Here is a 26,270-nt window from a genome sequence, read left to right as displayed (position 1 = left end):
CAAAAGGCGGAAATCTTCCGTTTCCGACTTTCCTGAGAGGAAAGCTGGAGCACAGAGAAGATTTCCGCCTTTGATGGTATTCAGGGATAACCGGGAATAAAAGCCCGTGCAAATTTCAAAAGGTTACGTTAAATCTCAGGCTAGACTTGACCAAGCAAAAGCTAGAGTGGAAGATCTGGAGAAGCAACTCAATAACAATAGGTATGGGATTGCTTACATCGACGCAACCGAAAAAGTCACGCAGTTAAATCGACCTCTTGATAATAACCTAATGGCTCAGATTGAATATTTAACTAACCAGCTATTTAGTCAACTTGGATTAACTCAAGAAATTATGGATGGAACTGCCAGTGAAACAGCAATGCTTAACTATTATAACCGAACTATAGAACCTATTTGTTCGGCAATTGCTGATGAAATGAAAAGAAAATTTCTATCAAAAAATGCTAGAACTAGAGGACAATCAATCATTTGTTATCGAGATCCATTTAGATTAACCCCAGTAAGTCAGCTTGCCGAACTAGCAGATAAGTTTACAAGAAATGAAATCTTAACATCAAACGAAATTAGACAAATTATAGGCATTGCTCCATCTAACGACCCTTCTGCTGATGAACTAAGAAACAAGAATCTAAGTCAATCCTCTGAAGAAATTGCTGCTAATGAGGATATGCCTATTGAAGATGAAGCTATGGAAACTATGTAACGAAAGGAGGACATATGTCCGCGAAATTTGATTTTTCAGGATGGGCTACACGAAACGACTTAAAATGTTCCGATGGTAGAACTATCAAACGAGATGCATTTAAAGATTGTGATGGTACGAAAGTTCCTCTGGTATGGATGCATCAGCATGATAATCCGGAGAATGTTTTAGGTCATGCATATTTACAAAATCGAGATGAAGGTGTTTATGCCTATTGCTCATTCAATAACACTTTTAGAGGTAGAGAAGCAAAAGAAACAATCAAACATGGTGATATTTGTTCATTATCGATTTACGCAAACCAGTTGAAACAGAATGGTAGAGACGTGGTCCACGGAGTTATCAGAGAAGTCAGTTTAGTATTAGCTGGTGCCAATCCTGGAGCGTATATCGAAAATATTGGTTTTGCCCATGGGGATTATTCGGATGATGTCGATGAAGCGATTATTTATACGGGAGAAGACCTCGATCTTTCGCATAACGACTTTAAAGATAGGATTTCTCCTGAGGAAACCACTAGAGAAAAGGGAGAAGGAGAAAAAGAAATGCCAGAAAATGGTAAGGAAAAAACACTAAAAGACGTTTTTGATACCTTAAACGAGGAACAGAAAACGCTTTTATATGCATTAGTCGGAGAAGCAATGAGCGGTAAAAAAGATGATGACGATGATGATAAAGGAGCAGATATGAAACATAACGTATTCGAACAGGACGAAGATATTTTAACAGGTAATGTACTTTCTCATGCTGATCAGATGGACATTATTAACGACGCTAAGCGCTACGGAAGCCTCAAAGAAAGTTTTCTAGCTCATGCTGCAACCTATGGTATTGAAAATATCGATTATTTATTCCCAGATGCTAGAACTATTACTAATGAACCTGACTTTGTTTCCAGAAACATGGATTGGGTTGATACTGTTATGAAAGGCGTAAAACACAATCCATTCAGTAGAATTAAATCGGTTCATGCTAACATCACTGAAGATGAAGCTCGTGCTAGAGGTTATATTAAGGGAAAACTCAAGAAAGAAGAAGTGTTCTCACTGCTTAAAAGATCTACTACCCCGACTACGATTTATAAGAAACAGAAATTAGATCGTGATGATCAGATCGATATTACAGATTTCGATGTAGTAGCATGGTTAAAGAAAGAAATGAGAATGATGCTTGACGAGGAAATTGCTAGAGCAATTTTGATTGGTGATGGACGTCTAGCCTCTTCCGATGACAAAATTAAAGAAGATGCGATTAGACCTATTTGGAAAGATTCGGATCTCTATACGGTGAAAAAAGATGTTGAAGTAGCGGATAGCGATACTGATGAAGATGTAGCTAAGAACTTCATCAAAGCCGTTATCCGTTCTAGAAAAGACTATAAGGGAAGTGGTAATCCGACTTTATTTACTACCGAAGATCTCCTTACCTCTTGTCTGCTCATCGAAGATAAAACAGGTCGTAAGATCTACACTAGCATCAATGATCTCGCTACAACGCTTCGAGTGTCCAAAATTGTAACCGTAGAAGTTATGGAAAATCAGACTAGAAAAGACGACAACAATAACACCAAGAATCTCATGGCCATTCTTGTAAATCTTACTGATTATGTTGTTGGAGCAGATAAAGGCGGAGAAGTAAACATGTTTGATGACTTCGATATTGACTACAACCAGAACAAATATCTGATTGAAACTAGATGCTCAGGAGCACTTGTTAAACCATACTCTGCTATTGCATTTGAAAACGTCGCTGGAACTAATACTGGCGTTTAATTCAAAATGAAGTATTACGGTCGAATCTGTTTTTCTGAAACAGTAGAAACATCTCCAGGAGTATGGACAGAAAGTTATACGATTAGAAACTATTTTGGGGACGTGGTAAGAAGAAGTAGCCGATACACTCCAGGTCAATCTATAAACGACAACATTAGTATAACTAACGACATAAGCATTGTTGCGGACCAGTTCGCACTTAACAATTTCTACAATATTAGATGGATTGAATTTGCTAACTCCAAATGGAAGATTACTAGTGTTGAGGTTGAACCGCCAAGACTGATTTTATCAATCGGAGAATTGTTTAATGATGACTAGAATTGAATTCCATAATTTATTGAAAAATATTTCTGGAATCAATAATGTTTATTATCAGCCTCCGGAAAATATTAAGATACATTATCCATGTATTATCTATAATTTTGATAATTATCAAAATTCAAGTGCTGATAACGGTAAGTATCTAAAACATAAACGCTATTCTGTAACGATTATTAGTAAGGACCCGGACAACGATTACGTTGAAAAGGTCCTTACTTTACCTTTAAGTTCATTTGATCGCAGGATGGTGGTAGACAATCTATATCATGATGTTTTGACAATTTACGTATAGGAGGAATTATGACAAAAATTGCATGGGATGAAACCGGTAAGCGTCTCTATGAAACAGGTGTCAAGAACGTTGTTCTATATAAACCTGGAGAAAATGGAAACTATTCAAAGGGTGTAGGATGGAATGGTTGCACAGCTGTCAACGAATCTCCCTCTGGAGCTGAAGCTACACCATTCTATGCTAACGGTATTAAGTATCTGAACTTAATGTCCAATGAAGACTTTGGTGGAACTATTGAAGCTTATACTTACCCTGATGAATTCGCGGAATGCGATGGAAGTACGGTTCTGGCAGACGGTGTAACGATTGATCAGCAGTCAAGAAAGGTATTTGGTCTTGCGTATAGAACGGAAATTGGTAACGATCTGGTTGGGACTGAATATGGATACAAGATTCATTTAGTTTACGGAGCTCTTGCATCTCCGTCTGAGAAAAGTCATTCAACAGTTAATGAGTCGCCAGAGGCAGTCACATTCTCATGGACATTTACTACTACACCAGTTAACGTAACTGGAGCCAAACCAACATCTCATCTGGTTGTCGACTCTACCAAAGTAGACCCGACAAAATTAGCTGCTCTTGAAGCTAAATTATATGGGTCTGAAACGGAAGAACCATCAATGCCGTTACCAGATGAAGTAAAAGCTCTCATTGGCGCAACAGCATAAATAGATATTCTCAGAAGACTCTCCTTTTTACAGAGTCTTCTTTTTTTATTATAGATAAGGCGAGGAAAATAACAATGATTAGTAAGACAATTGAATATACAGACTATAACGGAAACGAAGTAAAAGATACTTTTTACTTCAACTTAAATGAAGCAGAGATTATCGATATGGAAATGTCTAAATCAGGAGGTCTATCAGAGCATATTCAAAAAATTATTGATACTAAAGACCTTCCTAAATTAATTAAATTGTTTAAAACAATGCTTCTTAAATCATATGGTGAAGTTTCTGACGATGGTAAACATTTTGTAAAATCTAAGAAGATTAGAAAGAAATTTGAAAATTCAGCTGCTTTTCCAAAGCTCTATATGGCTCTGGCAACTAACGATATTGAGGCTGCGGAATTTGTTAAAGGTATTATTCCTCAGAACATCGATATGACAAAACTCGCAGGATAAATAATGTTACGCATGTCAATAGATGCCAAACGATATTGGAATGAAAAAGAGCAACTGTTCGTAACCATACCAAAGCATGATCTCGAATTAGAACATTCGTTGTCCGCAATTTCAAAATGGGAATCCAAATGGCATAAGTCTTTCTTCTCGACACCAGACAAAACTAAAGATGAAATACTTCACTATATTACTTGTATGTCTAAGAAAGAAATAGACCCAGTAGTTATTCTAGGTCTTAGAGATACTGATATAGAGAAGATAAACGATTATATCAACGATCCTATGACAGCCACGACTTTCGGAGGGTCGAAAAATCCTGGTGCTAAAAGAATTATTACTACCGAACTTATTTATTACTGGATGATCTCACTAAATATACCATTTGAATGCGAGCATTGGCATATAAACAGACTAATAACCTTGATTAACGTATGTAGTGAAGAAAGTAAACAGCATAAGCCTATGAGTAAAAAAGATCTCATAGCTAGAAACAGAGCCCTTAATGCTCAAAGAAGAGCTGCTTTAAAGACTAAAGGATAGGTGGTAAATATTATTTCCATCAAACAAAAGGGTGATTTTAAAAAATTAGAAAGGTATCTAGGAAAATGTAAAAACTTAAAATTAAAGAATATATTATCCGAATACGGTGATGAAGGATTGGAAGCTCTTAAGAATTCTACTCCAGTTGATTCTGGAGATACTGCATCTTCTTGGAGTTATGACCTCAAGATCGGATCAGATATGAGCTCTATCACATATAAAAATAGCAACATAAACAAAGGGGTTAATATAGCCATCATCTTACAGTACGGTCATGGGACTGGAACTGGTGGATACGTCCAAGGGAGAGATTATATTAACCCGGCAGTACAGCCAATATTTGATGAGATAGCAGAAACAGTGTGGAAGGAGGTGACGAAAGTATGAGTAATACCATAGATAACAAAGTAGTATCCATGGAGTTCGATAATAGTAGGTTCGAATCGAATGTATCCACTAGTATGAGCACCTTAGATAAACTTAAAAAAGCTCTGAAATTCGACGGAGCGTCAAAAGGGATTGAAGAGATTTCTGAAAAAGCAAGCAGATTTAATTTTAATCCAATTACATCAGCTGTAGATGGTGCCAGAGAAAAATTTTCAGCTTTACAGGTTATCGCAGTCACTGCTCTTCAGAATATTACTAACTCTGTTATTAATACCGGAAAACAATTAATCTCTTCGCTAGCTATCGATCCGATTAAGGATGGTTTTCACGAATACGAGCTCAAAATGGGGTCTATTCAAACGATTATGAATAGTTCCGGTGCATCGTTAGAAAAGGTTAATGCATACTTAGCTGAATTAAACACTTATTCAGATAAAACTATATACTCTTTTTCTGACATGACAGAGAGTATAGGTAAATTTACAAATGCTGGAGTTAGTCTGGATAAAGCCGTATTAGCCATCAAAGGTATTAGTAATGAAGCTGCGGTTTCTGGGGCAAATGCGCAACAGGCATCTCATGCGATGTATAACTTTGCACAGGCATTATCCTCAGGATCAGTTCGATTACAGGACTGGAAATCAATCGAGAATGCTAATATGGCTACTGTTGAGTTTAAACAAACTCTGATAGATAGTGCCGTTGCGCTTGGTACTGTAACCAAAGAAGGAGACAGATATAAATCCACTACAAAGGATTTGAATGGTCACGTTTCTGATTTATTTGATGCTACAATGGGCTTCAACGATGCCTTATCATCTCAATGGATGACCACAGATGTATTAGTTGACGCATTGAGTAAGTATTCTGATGAGACAACAGAATTTGGTAAAAGAGCTTATGCTGCCGCCTCAGACGTTAAGACATTCAGTCAGTTAATGGATACCTTAAAAGAATCCGTTGGTTCTGGATGGGCAGAAACTTGGGAGATTGTATTTGGTGACTTCGAAGAAGCTAAAAGCTTATGGACCCAGATGAATGATGTATTTAGCGAAATTATTCAAAAGTCTTCAGACGCCAGAAATAGTCTTCTAAAAGGTGGTTTAGGATCTGGTTGGAAAAACTTGGTTGATGGATATATTCCAGATGCTAATAAATTCTTGGATACTGTAAAAAAAGTAGCTAAGGAAAACAATGTCTCAGTTGATTCCATGGTCAAAGAGTATGGTTCATTCGAAGCATCTCTTAAATCTGGATGGTTGAATAAGGATATTCTTACCAAATCTATTAAGGAAATTACAAAGGGTACCGAGAATATGTCTGTTGCTCAGTTAGTAGCAGCAGGTAGATCACAGCAAGAAGCTGAACAAATCTTCAAACTAAACCAGGCACTTAAAGACGGAAGTTTTAATGTGGACGAATGGGTCGATTCTCTTAAAAAGATGTCTGGCAGAGAGAATCTCGTAAAATCCTTAGTGAATTCTTTCGAAGCATTAAGATCTGTTATATCTCCAATAGGCTCAGCTTTAAAAGAAGTATTTCCTCCTATAACAGGAGATATGATTTATAAGCTAACTGACCGAATCAAAAATTTCACGGATAAATTGAAATTGACTGGAACTGAATCGGATAATCTTAAGAACACCTTCAAGGGTGTTTTTTCTTTTGTCTCGTTATTAGGTAAAGGATTTGGTGCTGTTTGCAAAGTACTTAGTCCGTTATTACAGTTAATCCGTCCAATTGTAAATTTGTTTTTATCTTTTACTGCAACGATTGGAAAGTTTATTACTAATCTGAACAATAGTATAGGCGGTCTTAAATCGTTTAATGACGGAGTTACATCTGTAAAACAAAAAGTACAATCACTCGTAGATTCTATTAAAAACTTACCGCAAGTATTTAGCGATTCCAAAAATGTGGTCACTACATTTTTCAAAGAAATGTCTTATGGATTTGATACCATCGCAGAAAATATTGGAAAAATATTTCAAGATTCAGATCCACTAGGATGTCTTCTAAATATGTTTGCTAAAAGTTTTGGACCTGCGTTTGAAGCTTTTGGAGAAGTAATCAGAAGAATTAGCTCATTAATAGGAGATTCTATTGGCAATATTATTGACCGATTCTCTCTGACAAAAGGGTTAGGTATTATTTTCACTGCATTCGGTGGTTTATCATTTTCTACTATATTACAGAATGTTCAGAACTTTGCTCAGAAAATTGATGGTCTAGGTGATACCTTAAATGGAATAGTAGATACGATTAAGTCTAATATTGGAACTTCTAGCGGTGGTTTTTTCGAATCGCTTAGAGAATCTCTATCAACATTTACCTCAGGTGTTAAAGTTGGAAAACTTCTAGCAATAGCAACGGCGGTAGGTATTTTGTCAGTATCTCTTACTGCTTTATCTGAAATTCCGATGGATAAAGTAGCTGTCGGATTAGCTGGTCTAGGTGGAATAATCCTTGAGCTTGCTGCTGGTATTAAATTATTGAGCAAGATACCAGAGGAAGATGCTGAAGCTCTGGGGGAAGTAGGAGAAACATTAGGTGAATTTGCTTCAGCTGTAGCAACTATGGCTAGTGCATTATCATTATTAGCTGAACTTGATTGGAACCAGATGACTGTTGGGTTAACCGGTATTGCTGGAATATCAGCCGTTATTGTTGCCTCTATGTGGGGACTGTCGAAGCTTGAGAAACCAATGACGAAAGGTGTTGCTTCGATGGTTATTTTCACATTTGCGGTTAAGTTAATGGCAACAACCGTTAAAAGTCTGAGTTCACTAAATTGGGAAGAATTAGGAAAAGGTGTAGCAGGCATTGCAGGAATCGCTGCTGTATTAGTCGCTTCTATGCGATTAATGGCTGGAGCAAAAGGGTCTATTCTTAAAGGGTCTATAGCGATGTCTGGAATTGCGGTAGCGATGAATATTATCCTTCCTGTTCTTAAACAGCTTAGTGCTATGAATCCAGAACAGCTAGTACAGGGTCTACTTAGTATGGGAGTTGCCTTATCCGAGATGGCATTAACTTTAAAGCTGATGGGATCAAGCGGAACGGTTTCTGGGGCGATATCCTTAATAGCTATGGCTGGAGCGCTTACTATTATTATTCCAGTTTTACAAACTTTGGCTTCCATGTCGCTTAAAGAACTTGGAAAGGGTCTTGGTGGACTGGCTGGACTTCTACTAGAGTTATCAATCGCTCTGAAAATGATGAGTGGTTCATTTGGAGGAGCTGCTTCGGTTGCGGCGGTCGGTGTCGCATTGAACTTACTTATTCCACCAATCAAAATGTTTGCAAGTATGAATGGTGAAAGTATAGGTAAGTCACTAATTGCAGTTGGTTCTGCTTTAGCAATAATGGCTGTAGGTCTTAGAGCTATGCAAGGAACCTTGAGTGGTGCTGCTGCAATGGTAGTAGCTGCTGCTGCATTTAATTTGCTAGCAATGAGCGTTTCCGTAATTTCTGGTGTCTCTTGGGAAGGAATTATAAAATCGATTGTTACACTTTCTGCCACTCTATTATTACTTGGGGTTGCGGCAAAAGTAATAGCTCCGATGTCAATGTCTCTAATAATCTTATCTGGGACTATAGCAGTATTCGGTGCTGCATTAGGAGTGTTAGGAACTGGTGTTTCTTTAATGGCTGTAGCCTTCAATGAGTTTGGTGATGCAGTTATTTCCAAGGCTAAAGATGTATTGAAGGCGATTATCGAATTAGGTCCGCCTCTAATCGAGGTAGGTAAGACTATAGTTCTAGGCATCTGCGATGTACTTCTTTCTGCCCTTCCAAAAATTACAGAAATAATTATTGAGTTAGTGAAGTCCGTCATCAAAATTATCGTAACCTTAGCACCAGATATTGCAGAAGGCATTGTGAAAGTTATCGATGAGGTTCTCAAGACGCTGGTAAAATATGCGCCTTCGATCTGTGACTCGATTATGGATTTCATCGTAATCGTTTTGCATTCTTTATCAACTCATATTCCGCAGATAGTTAAAGAGGTCTCTAATATCTTAGGAGAAATCTTTGGGGCTATTATGGATCAGCTAGGTAAATTTGGAACTAAAAATATAGAACAGTTTCTAACTAATGTAGGTTTCCTAGCTGCAATAACTGCTGCCTTAGCGGCGGTAGGTCCGTTAGTTCCAGCTGCAATGGTAAGCGTTCTTAAGCTATCACTTCTTGTTGGTGAACTCGGCTTAGTTTTAGCGGCATTTGGAGCTATTAACCAGATCCCTGGTGTTCAAAATATGATTGCTGATGGTGGCAATCTACTTCAAACTATCGGAACCGGTATTGGACAATTTGTTGGTGGTATTGTTGGTGGATTTGCTAAAGGTATGTTCGATCAGTTACCAGCGATTGGTAAGGATCTATCTGATTTTATCAAGAACTTAGAACCATTCATGAACGCTTCTGGTAGTATCGATCCTAACCTATGTACTTCCATTGAAACTCTCGTAAAAGCAGTAACTATGCTTACCGAAAGAAATATCATGGAAGGATTGACTAACTGGTTTACTGGAGGACAATCGATCGATAAATTTGGAAGCGATCTCGTTTCAATTGGTACTTATCTCAAATTATATTCTGATCAGGTATCTGGAATTGACACTGAAACGATAGCTCGATCATCGACCGCATTAAACCAGTTGATGACCGGAATGGGTTCGTTACCTACTACCGGAGGGGTTTTAGGGTGGTTCAATGGAGAGACTGACGTTCAGGCATTCGGAGAAAATCTTGTTAAGTTTGGACATAGTCTTAAAGCATATGCTGAATCTGTTGCAGGACTTGATGCTGAAGTAGTAGTAAACTCGGCAAACGCTGCCCAGACAATGGTTCAGTTAGCGACGGAAGTACCGAATTCAGGCGGTGTTGTTGGATGGTTCATGGGCGAAAACGACATGGGCTCATTCGGCGATAATCTAGTTAGATTTGGTACTGCTATGAAATCATATGCCGATTCAGTAACTGGCATCGACCCTAATGTAGTTATTAATTCGGCAAATGCTGCTCGGGCAATAGTTGAACTTTCGAACAATCTGCCTAATAGCGGTGGAGTAGCTGGATGGTTTATGGGCGAAAATGATATGGGTACTTTCGGTGATCAGCTTGTTAAGTTTGGATCTGCTATATCATCTTATTCTGCTCAAGTTGCAGGAATCGATTTAGGAGCAATGTCTTCTGCCACCAATGAATTTAAGAGGTTAGTGGACTTAGCCACCGGATGTGTAAGTATTGATTTCAGCGGAATGAATAATTTCTCTATAAGCCTTCAAAGTTTAGCAAATACTGGAATCTCAAACTTCATTGCTGCATTTGCTGACGCACAATCTAGAGTTAGGGAAGCCGGTGGTAGATTACTTACAGAGACTGTAGAAGGTTTTAGAAGTAGACTTAGCAAACTAGCTGACGCAGGTAGGGAAGCTGGTAAAAAGGTTGTAGATGCAATCAATAATAGTAAGTCAAAATTTAGATCGGCTGGTCAAAATGTTACGACTGCTATCGCTGATGGAATGAAGAGTAATTCATCAAGAGTTACTAGTGCCGCCAGAAGCCTCTTAAATTCTATTAGAGGTCAGTTTAACGGTTCTAGCACTTTGCTATATAGTGCAGGAGCCAATATTGCTCAGGGATTAGCGAGCGGAATTAACGCCAATGCATGGAGAGCTATTAGTGCTGCCAGAAGTATGGCGAATGCTGTAGCTGAAGCATCTAGAAAAGCTCTTGTTATCAGATCTCCATCAAGAGTATTTTTCAAGTTTGGTAGATTTATTGACCAGGGTTTGGAAAATGGTATTAACACTTATATTCCAAATGTGGTTGAAGCTTCTGAAAATCTTGCCAGGAAGACGATTGCAGCCGTTGATAAGGCTATATCTACTACTAATAATCTGATAGAAGATAATAATGGTCTAATACCGACGATTACTCCAGTAGTAGACTTATCTGAAGTTACTTCTGCTGCTGGAAAATTATCAACTTTGTTTGATAAAGAGCCAGAATTGACCGCTCGACTTTCAAGTATCGCAAATGGAGTTTCAAATAAAGAAGATAAAACACTAAACATTACAGTAGATAATACTGATGTTGTCGAATCTATTAACGAGTTGCAGAACGAATTTGCGGAACTTAAATCTTCTTTTACTAATATGAGAGTATATCTTGATTCTGGTGCTCTAGTTGGTCAGTTAATAGATAAAATTGATACTCAACTTGGTTCAAAGCAAACACTTAAGTTGAGGGGAGTTTAAGGGTTTTATGGCGATCTTATCGAGTAAGCAGATCAGACTAAATCCATATTTCAATATCAACGATAAGAGTAGAATTCCGCATTCAATCACTTTTGGTAAGAGAAATACATGGGATCATTGGGGTATTGTACCAACCTCTCTTCCTGTTATTTCTCCTCCTGGTATTGATATTAGGTCTGATCCAAATTCTTTGAAAAATGGTTCAATCATCGGTGGCGATATCATCGCTCCATATACGACCCTCCAGAACAGAGAAGGTGATATAGAGTTTATAGTTGTAGATCAGAGATGGAACTGGGCTGAACTTTACTCTGAAATCATGAGTCACCTTCACGGATTCAAAATGAAAGCTATTTTAGAAGACGATCCTGAGTATTTCTATCAGGGTCGTTTTTCTGTTTCTGGATGGGACAGTTCTAATGATGATTATTCACGAATAACAATTTCGTATAACCTAGATGCATATAAATATTTAATAACTGATCCAACGATAAAGGAGATTTGATATGGCTATCTTGTCTAGTAAACAAATCAAGCTGGATCCATATTTTAACTTTAATGACAAGAATAGGATCATTCATTCAATCACTTTTGGTAAGAGAAATACATGGGATCATTGGCATTTAGCACCAGAAACAAGACCTGTTATCGAGCCACCAAATGTTAAACGGCGTGAAGTATCTGTGCCGGGAAGAAATGCAGCTTTGGATTTAACCGACTCAATCATGGGATTTCCTAGATATGAGAATAGAACCGGGAAATTAAACTTCATAGTCTTGCATGATTATGAACCAAATGTGTTCGAGTTAATTAGAAAAATTGGATCCTATTTGCATGGTAGAGAAATGACTATGCGGCTTGAAGATGATTGGAGATATTTTTATAAAGGTATTTTTTGGGTCGAATCAGTAAGTCCTACTAAAGACTACTCAAAAATCACTATTGGTTACGAAGTAGAACCGTTTAAGTGGAGTATCTATACTACAGACGATCGAGATTGGGAATGGGACCCGTTTAATTTCAGAACTGGTATTGTTCCACTCAATCTCAAAGATGTAAGAGTGGTGTCGACGAGTCCTACAACCTTATCAATTCCACCTGAAGTATCTGGAGTTATGCAGGAAACATATCCAAAGATTACTGTAACTTCTTCAGCAAAAGAAGGAGTGGATTGTGAAGTTAACGTTGGCGGAATTCGAACTCACACTCAACATCTCGACGAAGGAGAGAACCGATTAAGAACAAACTTGATTGGAAACTCAACAATAAAACTGTCAGTTAAATCAGGGGATGCTGCTGTAGACATATTCTTTAGGAGAGGGGTGTTGTAAATGTATTTGATTAAAGCTGACGATTTAATTATCTATGACGATACAATACCTTTTAACGATAAAGAAATTGACGTTATAGATGCGAAATTGACTTTACAGGAGAGTGCTGCTGGTCAACTTGATCTAACACTCCCACCATCAAACTGTGGTTACAATACAATTCAGAGACTAACCACAACCATCAAAGTCTACAAGTATGAAAAACTGATATGGACTGGCAGAGTTTTGTCTGAATCTATTGATTTCTTCGGTAACAGATCTCTTACTGTTGAAGGAGCATTAGCATTTTTAAACGATACCGTCCAACCGCAGGATGAATTCCATAACATGACAGTATTGGCTTTTCTGAATCATTTGATTGAAGTCCACAACAAGAGATCAGAAAGAAAATTCAAAATGGGTTCCTGTACTGTCGAAGATGCGAACGATTCAATCTATCGATTTACAAACTACGAAACAACAATCGAAGCGATTAACGAAAAACTTCTTAAAAGACTTAATGGTCTGATTAGAGTTCGTTATGTTGACAATGATCCGACTCCAGTGATCGATTATCTTAAAGATCAACCAAGAGTTAATTCCCAGGTTATCCAATTTGGAGAGAACCTTCTGGACTTTACCAAGAACTGGGATATGAGTGACTTCTGTACAGTTGTTTTACCTTTAGGAGCTGAAGAAGAGCAGGATGAAGATTTCGATTATGAGTATGACGAAAACGGTAATCCTATTTATGACTCTGAAAACAATACAACCCCTGGAAGTAACAATTACCATAACGAGTCTTTAAGAAAACATATTACTGTAGCTCCTGTTAATAACAATTCTATATTTGTTCCTAACAATACGATGGTAGCTAAATACGGTTGGATCGAGAGAGTTATTGAGTTTAATGATGTCCATGTTCCAGAGAATTTATTGAAGTATGCTCAGGATTATTTAAAAGATATTCAGTTTGATGCAATGGAACTTGAACTTCAGGCTGTTGATCTGAATTACTACAATCTCGATGCTGAATCAATAGAAATCAGTGACTCTATTCGAGTCGTTTCAGAGCCTCATGGATTAGATAGAAGATTTCCTGTAAAGAAGCTGTCTATTCCTTTAATGAAGCCTGAGAATACGACTTTCACACTTGGTGATTCGAACACAACATCTCTAACTTCGATTAATACCGACATTAACGAAGATGTTTATAACAGGATTGATGGTTTGCCAAGTAAGTATTCTGTTCTTGAATTAGCCAGGAAGAACGCAACAGCTTTGCTTAACATGGCTGGCAACGACGGCTTTCTGGTTTTAAGAAAGAACGAAGTCTTAGTAATGGATGAGCCCAAAATCGAGAATGCCAGAAATATTTGGCGTTGGAACATGAATGGTTTTGCTCATTCATCAAACGGTTATAGAGGTCCTTTTGATACTGCTATTACTATGGATGGTTGGATCATGGGTGAGCATATCGCTGCTAATAGCATTCATGCTCAACAGATTGATGTAAACTACACTACCACTCAGGAAAAGAAATGGCAGGATGAGTTATCTGATAACTATTGGACTAATACAACAGTCCAGTCGAAAATTCAAAATGCGGCTGATAACATTCTACTTTCAGTCGAAGAATCTGCCGGTGGGAACGACAATCTACTAAAGAACACTCGAAACCCACAAGATTCTACAGATCTGCATTCAGCATTTTCAGGGATTGAATACAATGACGGATACAAGGAAAACTGCTTCTGTATTGGAGCTGCTGGAACAACGAATGCAACATTATATTCTTCTGAGATGCTGTTAAAACCTGGTCTTACGTATACATTTTCAACAGATATTTCCAAGAACTTCAATGAAGCAGGAACCCTGATAGTCAACTTAGGATATTTCGAAACGAAAGCCGATGCAGATGGAAACAAGAATGCAAAGCGCCTCGTTGGTAAGAACATTACATTGGCAACTGGTCAGGATAGAAAACGATATGATTGCTCTTTTGCTACTCCAGCAAAGATCTATAAAGGATGGCTCCAGATTGGATTAGATACCAGTGTAACCAGCCGGAAAGTATATTTAAATCGATTAAAGTTTGAAGAAGGTGGAAAGAACACTTACTACACTCCGAATACTTGCGAACTGGTTACGAGGTCCTCACTTAAGTTAACTTCAGATTCTCTTAAAGCCGAAGTATCAAAGAAAATTGGACCAAACGAAATTATCAGCGCAATCAACATATCTCCAGAAACAATCGCTATTAAGTCTGGAAAAATTAAGCTTGAAGGTATTGTAACTGCGAATAAGAACTTCAGAATTTCAGAAGCAGGATCCTGCATTATCAAATCCTTAGTTGTTCATACGGGTATGGAGATTTACCCAAACAACAATTCTGGAGGAAATGTTTCGTATATCGATTTTCATTCAACCAGTAGCAGTGGAGACTTCAGTAACCGTTTAGCTTCAAAGAATGGAAACTTTGTCCTCTATAATAAGGGTTATGCTGGAGGGGTTGTGGATTTGGGAGTTCTTAAATACAACTCACTGCAACGTAAATCAGATAGAAGACTTAAGACAGACATTAAGGAACTTGATTTGGAGAAGTCGCTTTACCTAGTTCAGAACCTGATTCCGTATCAATTCAAAATGACGACAAAAGGTGACGATCAACTACACCACGGATTCATTTATCAGGAAGCAGTTGAGTTAGTAGATGACAAAGACTGGGCATTTTTACAGGAATTTGAGGATGAAGATCTAGGAAAAACAACTTTTGGAGCACTGGATTACGAAGAAGTTATTCCTGATTTACTTAATGTATGTAAATTCCAGCAAAAACAAATTAAAGATTTACAAGAAAGAGTTGAGAAATTAGAAGCTCTAGAAAGGAGATAAAGATGGCGGATATCTCAAAAGAGATACGTGATTTTAAGCAGGCTATTTATGGAGAAGAAGTTCGTGGATCAATGGTCACAATGGCTGAAAAGCTAAACAAAGAAATTAGTACAGCAGATCAGCATCAGGGATCACTAGAAACTCTGAACGAACAGGCTGCTAAAAATATTAAAGAACTGGAAAAGCTGACTGAAGACACTGAAGCTGGTTTTGGACGATTAGGCAATGTTGAAAAAACGCTTACTGAAATAGACAATAAAGTGATTTCAGCTCAGAACAGTATTAAGCAGAATTCAGACCAACTTGCTCTAAAAGCCAGTAAAACAGAGTTGTCTAGTGCCCTTGACGATGCTGTTCGAAATGCTAAAAGTTATTCAGATTCAAAATACGATTCGAGTGTTGATTATATAGACTCACAATTGACAGTAGCTTCGAATCAGATCACCAGTAAAATCACTGGAGTTCAGAAAGAACTTTCGAATATTTCAGTGGGAGGAACAAACCTTGTTCGTGGATCTCGTGATTTCAGAGTTGATACAAACTGTATTTCAGGATTTAAAGAACCGACTTCATGGACAAAATCTGTAGACAGTGAAAACTTTACAGAAGCTACGTTAAGCGCAACAGGTCTTACGAGTAATCGATATACTTCTTTCTACAGTAACTATTTTCCAATCACTAAAGAACCATTAGTTGTTTCAGTCATGGTTAAAGTCAAGGATCTTTCAAAATGGGATGGAAGGTCCTTTTTAATGTTTGAGACGTTTAACGAAAAGAATGATACAAGATTAGATTACGTTGAAGTTGACTTTGAGAATGATCACGGAAACAATCCAAAGGTTACTGCAAATCAATGGGTTAAATTCGTTTGGAAGAAACCAGAAGTTAATGGTAAGTTTGGACGGATTAGATTAATGCTTCAACGGAATGGTGAGATCTCTTTCAAGAAACTTAAGGTTGAATACGGATCAATTCCTACTGACTGGTCTCCAGCTCCAGAAGATATTGATGTAGATTTGGGTACTATCAATGGAAGACTGGTAACCACAGAAACTTCAATCAATCAAAATAAAGAACAAATTGCTTTGCGCGCTACTAAAACTGAAGTGACGAATGCTGTTAAGACGGCTAAGGATTATGCAGATACTCAATATTCGAATTCAAAGATTTATACGGATGCTCAGTTGAATATTGCTTCAGATCAGATTACTTCGAGTGTTGTTGAAGTTCGTGAGACGGTTGATGGTCTTACTGTTGGAGGTACTAACTTATCCAAGAAAACTGATTTCGGTAAAAGATATTCTCAGGGAAATATTTATGCCGGTAACGCAAACACCATCACAGTTAACGACTATGAGCTCTCCTGCAAAGCTAACCCTTCAGATTTGGTTGGATTTATCGCCAATATTCCATCTGGTCATAACGTTCTGACTGTTTCAGGGTTTTCTGATTTACAGGATGTTATGTATCTATGGTCGATTAAGAATAAATCGAACACGACAGTTGTAACCCAGCCACCTGCTCCGACTAGTATTGCGGGAACCGTTGTACTAGATGAAAGTGGCTATACTCCTGAAGCAGACTTTACTCCAGCAGGTTCGGATTCAACTGATGTTGCTCCAGCTGACTTTAGGTATAACTCAACAGCATCTAATGATTCGGATTATTTCGAATTCCAGATCGAATACGATCATCCTGACGCTGCGGTTCTTAATCTTGGTCTTGGCGATTATCCTTATGCAAATCCATATAAGCTCTGGAATGTACAGATCGAAGTAGGAAATCTAGCTACTGCCTGGTCTCCATCCCCTGAGGATGTGGAAGGTGATGTAAGTGGTTTAAAAGGAAGAGTCACCACAGCTGAAACAAACATTACTCAAAATGCAAATCAAATCGCTCTAAAAGCGAATAAAACCGATGTTGACAATGCAATTAGAACCGCAAAAGCAGATATTCAAGTCACAACTGATGGCATTAAACAGACAGTTGAATCGCACTACTCAGAACTTAGCGATGAGATCAGAAGTTCTTACAGTTTCCCTTTAGACATTACGTCTGTCATGGATGGGGACAATACTGTTCTTACAGCAAATGTATTTCAAGGATCGAAGAAGCTGACAGATCCTCAGATCTATGCACTAGGCTGTCTTAACTGGTATAAGAACGGAACGAAAATCGGTACTGGAAAAACGCTAACCCGAAAGGTAGATGACACAGAAGAGATTAGTTGTTGTCTTGAAAGCGGGGGGGTGGTCTAATGGAATTAATTAAACTAGTAGACGGCTCCTATGGTATAAAAGGAAGGAATTTACTAAAAAAATCGTATCCGCTAATTTTAGAAAACTGGGTAAGCCAAAGTTCGCCAGCTTCTACGATAGATGCAAATGTTCTATATGAAGGTAAACCGACTGTAAAAACATATCTTGGTGCAGGTCTTATATATTGTCATAGAGGTATTAATGCTAATGATCCAAGCAAATGGATTCCAATGATTGTTGGCCAAACCTACACATACTCGATGTGTATCAAGGTGACAGATACAGTTACTCACAATAATATATTACCTTTGCATTTCCATTTCGCTAATCCCGGAGATACTTCATACGTTAATCCGAATAATATAAAGATTTCTGGGACTATGAAGATTGGAGAATGGTCGATTATAAGTTCAACATTCAAATCTTCAAAAGAATATATGCGGCCTATCATTTTTACAGCCCAGAATCCGGCAACTCCCGTTAACATTGCTTGGATTAAACTCGAATATGGAGACACAAGGACTGAACCGAGTGCAGCACCAGAAGATGTGGGTGATGTGATTAACGAGGATATTAAATATGGAATTCTTGATAATGGATCACTATTTGTAAAAGGAAGAAACTTAGCTTTAAACTCATCACCAAATAAAGTAGATAGCAACGACTATCAATTTTTGGTTATAAGATTAGCTTCATTACCGGAGCACGGTCAGGATTTCACTATTCAGATATGGGGTAAATTATCTCCGGAAATGACAGCATTCAGAGCTTATTGTCATAGTGGTAATGGAAATTTAGTACCGGGGGATTTTGTAAAAACCGATTACGGTTATATCTGTAAAGGAACATGGAAAAGTAAATATACTGACACAAACGGTCTTCATGAATATGACGATCCATATTTGTATGTTTATCAACTTTATTTAGATCAACTTACATCGAATACAAAATCATCGATTGAAAAAGTAATGGTCACATTTGGACACGATGAGTATGCTTATTCTCCAGCGCCAGAAGACATGGAAGGGGTGAGTTGATGGATTGGGCGAAATTAAAATTAACGGCGGATGACTTTGAAATAGGCAGTGTAAACGAGTCTAACGACAATCTGACCTATGAATCTCAAAAAATCAGAAAAGACTCACGGCTTAGAGTAAAAGATTTAATTCCCGTTTCTAAGGCTGTTCATATACCTATCAAAAGTGGGTATGAATACTTTTTTACCACTTTTGATGAAAATAAAAGATACTTAGGGAATAATCTTCAAGTCGTACGTCCGTGGGGTTCGATAGTGGAAACGATCAAATTAGACCCACGAGTCTGTTATATTGCATTACTTGTTAGAAGCACACCGGTCGAAAAAATATATCCTTCTAATGTTTCAGAAGCTTTACCCGGCTATATTTGGACAGCGGGACAACCAGAGTTTGGAAAACTCAAAGATGGATCGGTTTATACAAAAGGAAGAAATCTACTCACAGGAACGTCGAACGTATTTGCAGAAGGGTTAAACGTGCAATCTGAAAATTCCTTTCGGTGGGTAGATGGATCTAAAGACATGATCAGAGGACAACAGATAACCGTATCCGCTCAATTTGATGTAGATAGCATTGTCTATGACACTGATGAATTATATCACCGAACGTTGGTAGAACCGGGAATCATGTTTAAAAACGGAACGACTAAATGGTGTACTGTTGTACATACCTCTAGCGATCCATCAACCTATCACGGACGGATTTATGGAACCTTTTCAATCCCAGATGAAGAAATTGAACAATTTAGACAGTTGCATGTTTATGTCCAAAACGTGAAAAGCGGAAAAGCTAAAATCTCAAAACCTATGGTTACTCTTGGTGACGAACACTATCCATGGAGTTCTGCGCCAGAAGATGTAGATAACCCAACGGAGGCAGTGTGATGAATCAAGATATGTTTGGGACTCTTCCTGACGGGAGTTTATATACAAAGAGGCGAAATCTGTGGACTCGACCGTCTCAGAATGTAGTGACTTATGAAGGGCACGAGTGTGAAAAGATAACTTGCGGGCTTAAACAGACAAAATACTATCTAAGGCAAGAGTTATTTCCACTTGTCGGAAGTGTGGGAAGAGAAACACATTTTACCGTGTCTTTTGACTATATTTACATAGAGCGTCAAAGAGGCACAACCAATCCAATGTCAGAGACGTATCCGAGTGGTTATACAACAAACCCTCTCGAATCCAAATATTGGTTTGGTCATATTCCTAAATCAGGAAATATAATGCTCATCAATGGCGAAATTTGGCGGCACCATAAATACACCTTTGCTTTTGACGTTGACAAAGGCAAGGCGGTTACCCTTCCGATTGTTCCCGCCTATTTAAGAGATGTAGACGCAGATCTCTATATCAGAAACATCATGGTGACTTACGGAGATGAAGATTATCCATACACTCCAGCTCCTGAAATTGATCCGACGGTGGTGTTTGATGAGAATCTTTTTCCATATACGATCCCTAATGCTGAGAATTTCTCAAAAATAGAATCAAGTGGTCCAGTGGAATATTCAAAAATAGAAGATAATTCATTTTGCTTTAAAGTAGCGGCAGACGCTAGTAAAACAGGATATATTTATCCAACTGATGGTTTAGATGTTCTGCAAACTGCCGAAAAGTTAATTCCAAATCAGGTTTATACATATCAATATGATGTTTGGACAAGCGTCGATCACTCAACAGATAGAGGTCTACTGTCTCACATGCAATGCAGAAAAGATGCAAAAGATTTACACTGTGAAGAATATATTTCAATTACTCCATCTACTGTAAAAGCAGACACTTGGACACATGTGACAGTTAAATTTAAGACTTCATACCCAACCAATATGAGAGTATTCCATCTATCCGCTACTAAGAATGCCGTGATTAAGGTCAAAAATCATATGCTAACAATTGGTGAAGAGATTTATCCATATTCTCCTTCTCCTCAAGAATTAGCGAGGTAACCTAAATGGCTATATTAGCAAGCCGCACCATAGCTATAGACTCTTATGGAAAGCAGATCACTTCTCTAAAATCCAGTATCGAGACATTACCAGGACAAATACTAAGTACTGTTTCAGCTGAATATATTACAGGTGAAACGTTGACATCGTACAATTTCCAGACAGTCGATTCCTTCAATCAGGTTATCAAAGAGGCGGTCACAAATCTTAACGGAACGATTGAAGATAAAACGAAGTATATGCGTTTTACCAATAAGGGTCTTGAAATTGGCGAAGTGAATGCTCCAATCAAACTGTTGATGAAAAATGACAGAATTGCTTTCGTTACTTCTGATAACTCCGAACCGATGTGGATCACCGCAAACATGATTCATATCAACGAACTCGAAGTCAAAGAGAAATTCAAATTTGGCGGCATGACGGTAACGATTAACTCTCAGGGAATCGGAGTTATTCGATAGAAAGGAGGTAATATGGCTTATTGGTTTGGTACGACGAATACAAGATATTCACTCGATGAAGGAATTACATTCGGCGCAGGAAACAGTCCAACGAATTATAAATGGGTTGTTCGTGCGTGGTTTGATGGCGGTCGATATTTAGAGTTAGCAAGAGACTGACCCGGAAACGCAAACACAACTGTTCCACTAAATTGGGGTAGCCAAAAAGGGAATGCGTTAATGCGTATTATGGGTAACCGTCGAGAAATCACCACATCCAGAATTAACGCTATTATGTACAGTGGTGGAAATTGGTCTGATAATGGTGGAAACCATCAGATTTATACGATGGATTTGCCTAATGTTACTTTTACGATTCCAGACAACGGGAATTACAATCCAAAATTAAGCGCAAGTTTTACTTTATATAATGCTCTAAATGGGCAATGGGTACAAAACAAAACTACCGCTCTTATAACCTCAACCGCCGAAGCGGCTCCGGGTACATCTATTGAAGGGGTTGCAAATACATTTTTAGCTGATGGAGATGTCTGGTGGGGTGAATCTGTAACGAAAACCACTCCTATCACTAAAGCTGGAACATTTCAGATTAAAACAGAAACTCAGGATACTCGTAAACTAAGAAAAGAAATTTTTACAACCATTAATGTATTACCCTACCATTCGCCAAGAATAAACACATTCACACTTCAAAGATGTAATTCTTCTGGAGCTTTGGATGCTAACGGCACTTATGCGAAAGTTACGTATAACTATGAAGTTAAAAACATCTCAGGAAACACAGCTACAGCTGTCTTTCAGTATTTAAATGGGTCAACATGGACAACTCTTAAAACCTTCACTGCCTTTACTGGCAATTCGTCTTTTGTGACGGGAAATATCTGTCCAACAAACACGGAAACTCAATTCAGAGTTATACTTACTGATAAATTCGAGTCTGTAACTCATACCGGAAGTATTACCCCTGCAAGAGCTTGGATGGGATTTTCTCAGCAAGGTGATGCTATGGTTTGCGGTCGTGAATACAACCAAGCTACCGATGCGGGAAAAACGATTACCGCAAGACCTTTTGTGGCTGAAAGTCATGCTTATTTTGATAAAAAACTCATTTTTAATACCGCTGAAGCTATTAAATCTCTTGTTGATCGATTATATCCCATTGGAATCAGTCTTCCTTTTAAAGAAGGTGTAAATCCAAATACTATATGGCCTGGAACAACTTGGCAAGAGATGGCCAACGTTATCGAGTCGACAGTACAGAGCGGAAAGTGCATCAACGTTTATGGAGCAAATATGGAAAACCAGAGTCCAATAGTTATTTATGATATGGATGGAACATATGCATCAAAATGGAGATTTTATTTAGCCCCACTTAACGAAACCGGACGGAGTGTTAAAACCCCATGGTGGCTTAGAACAGGGTAAGGAGAAATTATGATTATTTTCGTAGGATTAGATGAAGACAGGAATATTAATGCTTTATCAACATTCAAAACTGACAAGACACCAATTGAATTAGATAACCAGGCCGTTGAGATTCTTGCTGATCTTGACGGCTTTTATATTTCTGGAGATAAACTCATGTATTCAGTGGAACTTTCAGAATCTAAAAAATTGGCTGAGAAAGAAAAGAAGGCTAAAGAAGAAGCTGAAATTACTCTTGAATATCTGAAAAATAAGGAAGTTTTAGATTCGTTAGATGATGAAGCGGCTCTTATGGTAGTTGCTCTATATCCTAAATGGCAAGCTGATATTTCACTTAAAGCGGGTGAAAGAATCAGACATAAAGATGTTTTGTATAGAGTCTTAACCGCACATATTACTCAGGAAACTTGGACTCCAGATCAGGCACCATCCTTATTTTCTAAAATTTTAATCGAGGATCCAACTGTTATTCCTGAGTGGGAACAGCCTGATTCAACCAATGGGTATTCTATTGGTGATCAGGTTACCCATAATGGTAAAACTTATAAATCTTTGGTAGACAATAACGTTTGGGAACCTGGAGTTACTGGAACTGAAACTTTATGGGAAGAAATTTAAAGAGAAAAGGGAAAGATATTTATGATCAACTGGAAAGTTAGACTAAAAAACAAGCAATTCTGGACTGCACTAATTCCTATGGTATTTTTATTAGTCCAGCAGATTCTTAAAGTTTTTGGCATTGAATATGACGGTACCGATATGGCTAATGCACTTGTAGCTATTATTGGTACCCTTTTTGCTATTTTGGCTTTATCTGGTATTGTAGCCGATCCGACCACAAAAGGATTCGGAGATTCTGAACAGGCTTTGACATATGAACAGCCTAAGCAGAAAGGTGCGTAGTGGATCAGATCGTAACGGAAATTCTATTTTTCGGAAGCCTTTGTACAGCAATTGCTGCGATCTGGACTTTAGTTGTAAAAATGATCAAACCTTTTAAAGATCTCGAAAACAGGGTTAAGACGATAGAAGAAACCGTTAATACCAACAAAGATAAACTCATCAATGATAATGAACGTCTTGTTAATCAAGAGATGGTTAACCAAATGCTGCTAAAAGGTGTTAACACATTAATCCAGCATGAGCTTACAGCAAACCATACTGAAGATATGAAAGTTTGTTCAAAAGAAATTGAAGATTTAATTTATTCAAAGGGCGGGTCGTTATGATTCGCTCTTTTTCTTATCTTAGAACTGATCGTAAATGGAGGACAAAACAATGACTAAATTTGATACCTTCTATAATTACTCTAAAGGTAAAGCCTGGGATAAATATGGAAAAAGTTGGAATGTGGCTTATGCTACAGGTGGAGATTGTAACTTTGCCGGACAGTGTGTATCACTCGTAAAGACATATCTTCTATATTTATATGGTAACAAAGTTAAGGACTCGTACGGAGATGCTAAAGACTATTGGTATGGACGTAAATATAATGGGATTTTGGATCTTTTCAACGAAGCCAGTGATTTAAAGAATGGAGATATTGTTGTAAGCACTGGGTCTGATGCTAGATATGGACATATTTTTATCTACAAAGACGGTCAGGCATTTACTCAAAACTGCTGTAATAATCCTAAAGCATCTATGTATCCACTATCATGGCAGGGAACGATTACAGGCATTCTCAGACCTAAAGTATTAATTTCAAATTTCGATCTTATTCCCGAACATAGAATCGCAAAGGTTAAACCGGATCATGAAATAAATATTCGAGTAGACAACCCAGTTGGAAGAATCGTAAGAACTGCAAAAACAGGAACCGAAATTGAATATACTGAAAAATGTGTTTGCTATGGACATCGTTATATTTCATGGATTGAAAACGGCAAACGATTATTTATGGCTGTAACTCCAACCGAAAAGCAGAAAGATCATTGGGTGGATATTTCTTCGGTTAAATCTAAATTCAAAGGTGTAGATATTTCTAACTATCAGCCAAACTTCGATTTTGTTAAAGCTAAAAAAGATATTGATTTCGCCATCCTTAGATGTGGGTTTGCTACCACTGAAGATCTAAGTTTCATGAGACATATTAAAGAAGCAAAGAAAGCTGGAGTGGATATCCGTGCTATATATTTATTTACTTATGCTTTAAACATGAATGAAGTATTAGCTGAAGCTGATTTTGCAGTCGAATGTGCTAAGAAAGCGGGTCTTCCAAAGAGTACTGTTATTTTCTTTGATATGGAAGGAGCCAGTATTGAATACGCCAAAAAACAGGGAATTAATCTTACATCTTCTGATGTTCAGAAATTTACTAGAGCCTTTATGGATCGAGTAAAGTCTCATGGCTATAAGACTGGATATTATACAAATCTTGACTGGTCAAAGAACAAGTACAATGGTTTTAAGAAGAAATCGGATGAGTTATTCTGGTTTGCAAGGTATAACGCCAATCCAGAACTTACTTATGATGTGCTTCAATATACGAGCAGCGGATCTGTTAACGGAAATCCAGGACCACTTGACATGAACTATTGGGTTACATCAAAACCTTCTAAACCGGCTGAAAAACCTAAAGAAGTATGGGATAAGAATGCTATTGTAAAGGTCGGTTCAACGGTTAAATCCACAAGCTGTTCTATTGCTGTGGTTCCTGGAACAAATTCGGCGTTTAGAAACAATTGTGTTTATATTCCAGCCTTAGGAGGTCTTGTACCTTTAGAAGATGTAACAGAAGCGGCAGATACAAGAGATGGAAAGAATGATGATGTAATTTCTACTCTTGCAAGTCGAGTATATTTAAACCCGTCAAAAGTTACAGCTGTTAACGCACAATTAAATCTTTGTATGGTTAATGGCTATTGGGTTAATGCAGAACCTCTGATGGTTAAAAAGTAAGTTTTATTATGTGAGATCATGATATATTCTTTTCGAAGAATTATCGTGGTCTCTCTTTTTATTTAAAGGAGAATAAACCATGACTTTATTAGAAGCTATAGAACTATATTTAGAAACCAAAGGAAATTTAAAGCCAAGTTCTTTAAGAGAATATCATCATTTACCTGTAATTCCCAAGCTTTTTCTACCTAGAAATTCTATCTAATTTCTAACTGCTTTAATTACGCTTTATGTATAGCTTTTTTCGAGCTAAAACCACCCATATACTCCTAAAAAGATTTATTCTATAGGTAGAAATAATTCTACCGAGGTGAATCGTTATGTATCTCTGCTATGACAGAAAAAATGGGGTTGAATATGGGAAAGTCTGCTGTTCACACTGGGTGGACGGTAAAGACCGAAAGACTTACATCAATCTTGGTCGTGTAATCGACAAACAGAATCATATTTTCAAAAACCGTAAGCGAGGACTGTTTCGCTATGATCCAGAACAGGATCTATATTTTGATGTGGATGAAAGCAAGTATTCATCCAGTCCTGTAACCCATTCACCATCTTTGATTCTTAGCTTTGGAGATGTCTGGTTTCTTAACGAATATCTGAAATCAACCGGACTCCT

The 26,270-nt window shown here is 37.8% G+C and carries 23 protein-coding genes; all 23 read left to right on the top strand.

Annotated elements, in window-relative coordinates; genetic code table 11:
- Positions 1-106 precede the first annotated feature (106 nt).
- Positions 107-706: a phage portal protein gene (locus BO222_RS03600; RefSeq protein ID WP_075818418.1), complete on the top strand. Its 600-nt coding sequence runs from the start codon at positions 107-109 to the stop codon at positions 704-706.
- Between the two features lie 14 nt (positions 707-720).
- Positions 721-2,478 (top strand): phage major capsid family protein, encoded by a 1,758-nt coding sequence (locus tag BO222_RS03595; protein WP_075818416.1) that lies wholly within the window; start codon positions 721-723, stop codon positions 2,476-2,478.
- A 6-nt stretch (positions 2,479-2,484) separates the two neighbouring features.
- On the top strand, positions 2,485-2,799 hold the full coding sequence (locus BO222_RS14485) for a DUF7253 family protein (RefSeq protein WP_075818414.1): 315 nt from the start codon (positions 2,485-2,487) through the stop codon (positions 2,797-2,799).
- Between the two features lie 303 nt (positions 2,800-3,102).
- The gene (locus BO222_RS03580) at positions 3,103-3,762 is read left to right on the top strand and encodes a hypothetical protein (RefSeq protein WP_075818410.1); all 660 of its coding nucleotides are present in this window, start codon (positions 3,103-3,105) and stop codon (positions 3,760-3,762) included.
- Between the two features lie 74 nt (positions 3,763-3,836).
- Complete coding sequence (locus BO222_RS03575; protein WP_075818407.1) at positions 3,837-4,220, top strand: hypothetical protein; 384 nt, start codon at positions 3,837-3,839, stop codon at positions 4,218-4,220.
- Positions 4,221-4,223: 3 nt separating this feature from the next.
- Positions 4,224-4,760 carry a hypothetical protein gene (locus tag BO222_RS03570; protein ID WP_075818404.1) on the top strand — a complete coding sequence of 179 codons (537 nt, stop codon included), beginning with the start codon at positions 4,224-4,226 and terminating at the stop codon, positions 4,758-4,760.
- Entirely contained in the window at positions 4,761-5,147 is a 387-nt protein-coding gene (locus BO222_RS03565; RefSeq protein ID WP_198931987.1) for an HK97 gp10 family phage protein, read from the top strand.
- The gene (locus BO222_RS03560; protein WP_075818402.1) at positions 5,144-11,413 is read left to right on the top strand and encodes a tape measure protein; all 6,270 of its coding nucleotides are present in this window, start codon (positions 5,144-5,146) and stop codon (positions 11,411-11,413) included. The genes BO222_RS03565 and BO222_RS03560 overlap by 4 nt, the downstream gene beginning before the upstream one ends.
- A gap of 7 nt (positions 11,414-11,420) precedes the next feature.
- A complete protein-coding gene (locus BO222_RS03555; RefSeq protein ID WP_075818400.1) occupies positions 11,421-11,918 on the top strand; it encodes a hypothetical protein in 498 nt (165 codons plus the stop codon).
- A gap of 1 nt (position 11,919) precedes the next feature.
- A complete protein-coding gene (locus BO222_RS03550; RefSeq protein ID WP_075818398.1) occupies positions 11,920-12,744 on the top strand; it encodes a hypothetical protein in 825 nt (274 codons plus the stop codon).
- Entirely contained in the window at positions 12,745-15,618 is a 2,874-nt protein-coding gene (locus BO222_RS03545; RefSeq protein WP_075818396.1) for a phage tail protein, read from the top strand. It abuts the gene before it with no gap.
- A 2-nt stretch (positions 15,619-15,620) separates the two neighbouring features.
- Positions 15,621-17,876 carry a hypothetical protein gene (locus tag BO222_RS03540; RefSeq protein WP_075818394.1) on the top strand — a complete coding sequence of 752 codons (2,256 nt, stop codon included), beginning with the start codon at positions 15,621-15,623 and terminating at the stop codon, positions 17,874-17,876.
- A complete protein-coding gene (locus BO222_RS03535) occupies positions 17,876-18,913 on the top strand; it encodes a hypothetical protein (RefSeq protein ID WP_075818392.1) in 1,038 nt (345 codons plus the stop codon). The genes BO222_RS03540 and BO222_RS03535 overlap by 1 nt, the downstream gene beginning before the upstream one ends.
- A complete protein-coding gene (locus BO222_RS03530) occupies positions 18,913-19,797 on the top strand; it encodes a hypothetical protein (protein WP_075818390.1) in 885 nt (294 codons plus the stop codon). Before BO222_RS03535 ends, BO222_RS03530 begins: the two co-directional genes overlap by 1 nt.
- On the top strand, positions 19,797-20,864 hold the full coding sequence (locus tag BO222_RS03525; protein ID WP_075818388.1) for a hypothetical protein: 1,068 nt from the start codon (positions 19,797-19,799) through the stop codon (positions 20,862-20,864). The genes BO222_RS03530 and BO222_RS03525 overlap by 1 nt, the downstream gene beginning before the upstream one ends.
- Positions 20,865-20,869: 5 nt before the next feature.
- Entirely contained in the window at positions 20,870-21,325 is a 456-nt protein-coding gene (locus BO222_RS03520) for a hypothetical protein (RefSeq protein WP_143356923.1), read from the top strand.
- Between the two features lie 219 nt (positions 21,326-21,544).
- The gene (locus tag BO222_RS03515; RefSeq protein WP_075818383.1) at positions 21,545-22,750 is read left to right on the top strand and encodes a hypothetical protein; all 1,206 of its coding nucleotides are present in this window, start codon (positions 21,545-21,547) and stop codon (positions 22,748-22,750) included.
- Positions 22,751-22,759: 9 nt separating this feature from the next.
- On the top strand, positions 22,760-23,368 hold the full coding sequence (locus tag BO222_RS03510; protein ID WP_075818381.1) for a carbohydrate-binding protein: 609 nt from the start codon (positions 22,760-22,762) through the stop codon (positions 23,366-23,368).
- Between the two features lie 21 nt (positions 23,369-23,389).
- Positions 23,390-23,653: a phage holin gene (locus tag BO222_RS03505; protein ID WP_075818379.1), complete on the top strand. Its 264-nt coding sequence runs from the start codon at positions 23,390-23,392 to the stop codon at positions 23,651-23,653.
- Complete coding sequence (locus tag BO222_RS03500) at positions 23,653-23,979, top strand: hypothetical protein (protein WP_075818377.1); 327 nt, start codon at positions 23,653-23,655, stop codon at positions 23,977-23,979. Before BO222_RS03505 ends, BO222_RS03500 begins: the two co-directional genes overlap by 1 nt.
- A 49-nt stretch (positions 23,980-24,028) precedes the next feature.
- Positions 24,029-25,651 carry a GH25 family lysozyme gene (locus tag BO222_RS03495; protein ID WP_075818375.1) on the top strand — a complete coding sequence of 541 codons (1,623 nt, stop codon included), beginning with the start codon at positions 24,029-24,031 and terminating at the stop codon, positions 25,649-25,651.
- A gap of 79 nt (positions 25,652-25,730) precedes the next feature.
- On the top strand, positions 25,731-25,856 hold the full coding sequence (locus tag BO222_RS14245; protein ID WP_269843614.1) for a hypothetical protein: 126 nt from the start codon (positions 25,731-25,733) through the stop codon (positions 25,854-25,856).
- 115 nt (positions 25,857-25,971) lie between these two features.
- On the top strand, positions 25,972-26,270 hold a 299-nt coding region (locus BO222_RS03490; RefSeq protein ID WP_198931986.1), incomplete at its 3' end, for a hypothetical protein.

Origin of the sequence: Ileibacterium valens (assembly GCF_001945525.1) — a bacterium.
In the GTDB taxonomy this organism is placed as follows: domain Bacteria; phylum Bacillota_I; class Bacilli_A; order Erysipelotrichales; family Erysipelotrichaceae; genus Ileibacterium; species Ileibacterium valens.
Note: the sequence above shows the minus strand (reverse complement) of the source record. Positions and strands in the feature narration are given on the sequence as shown.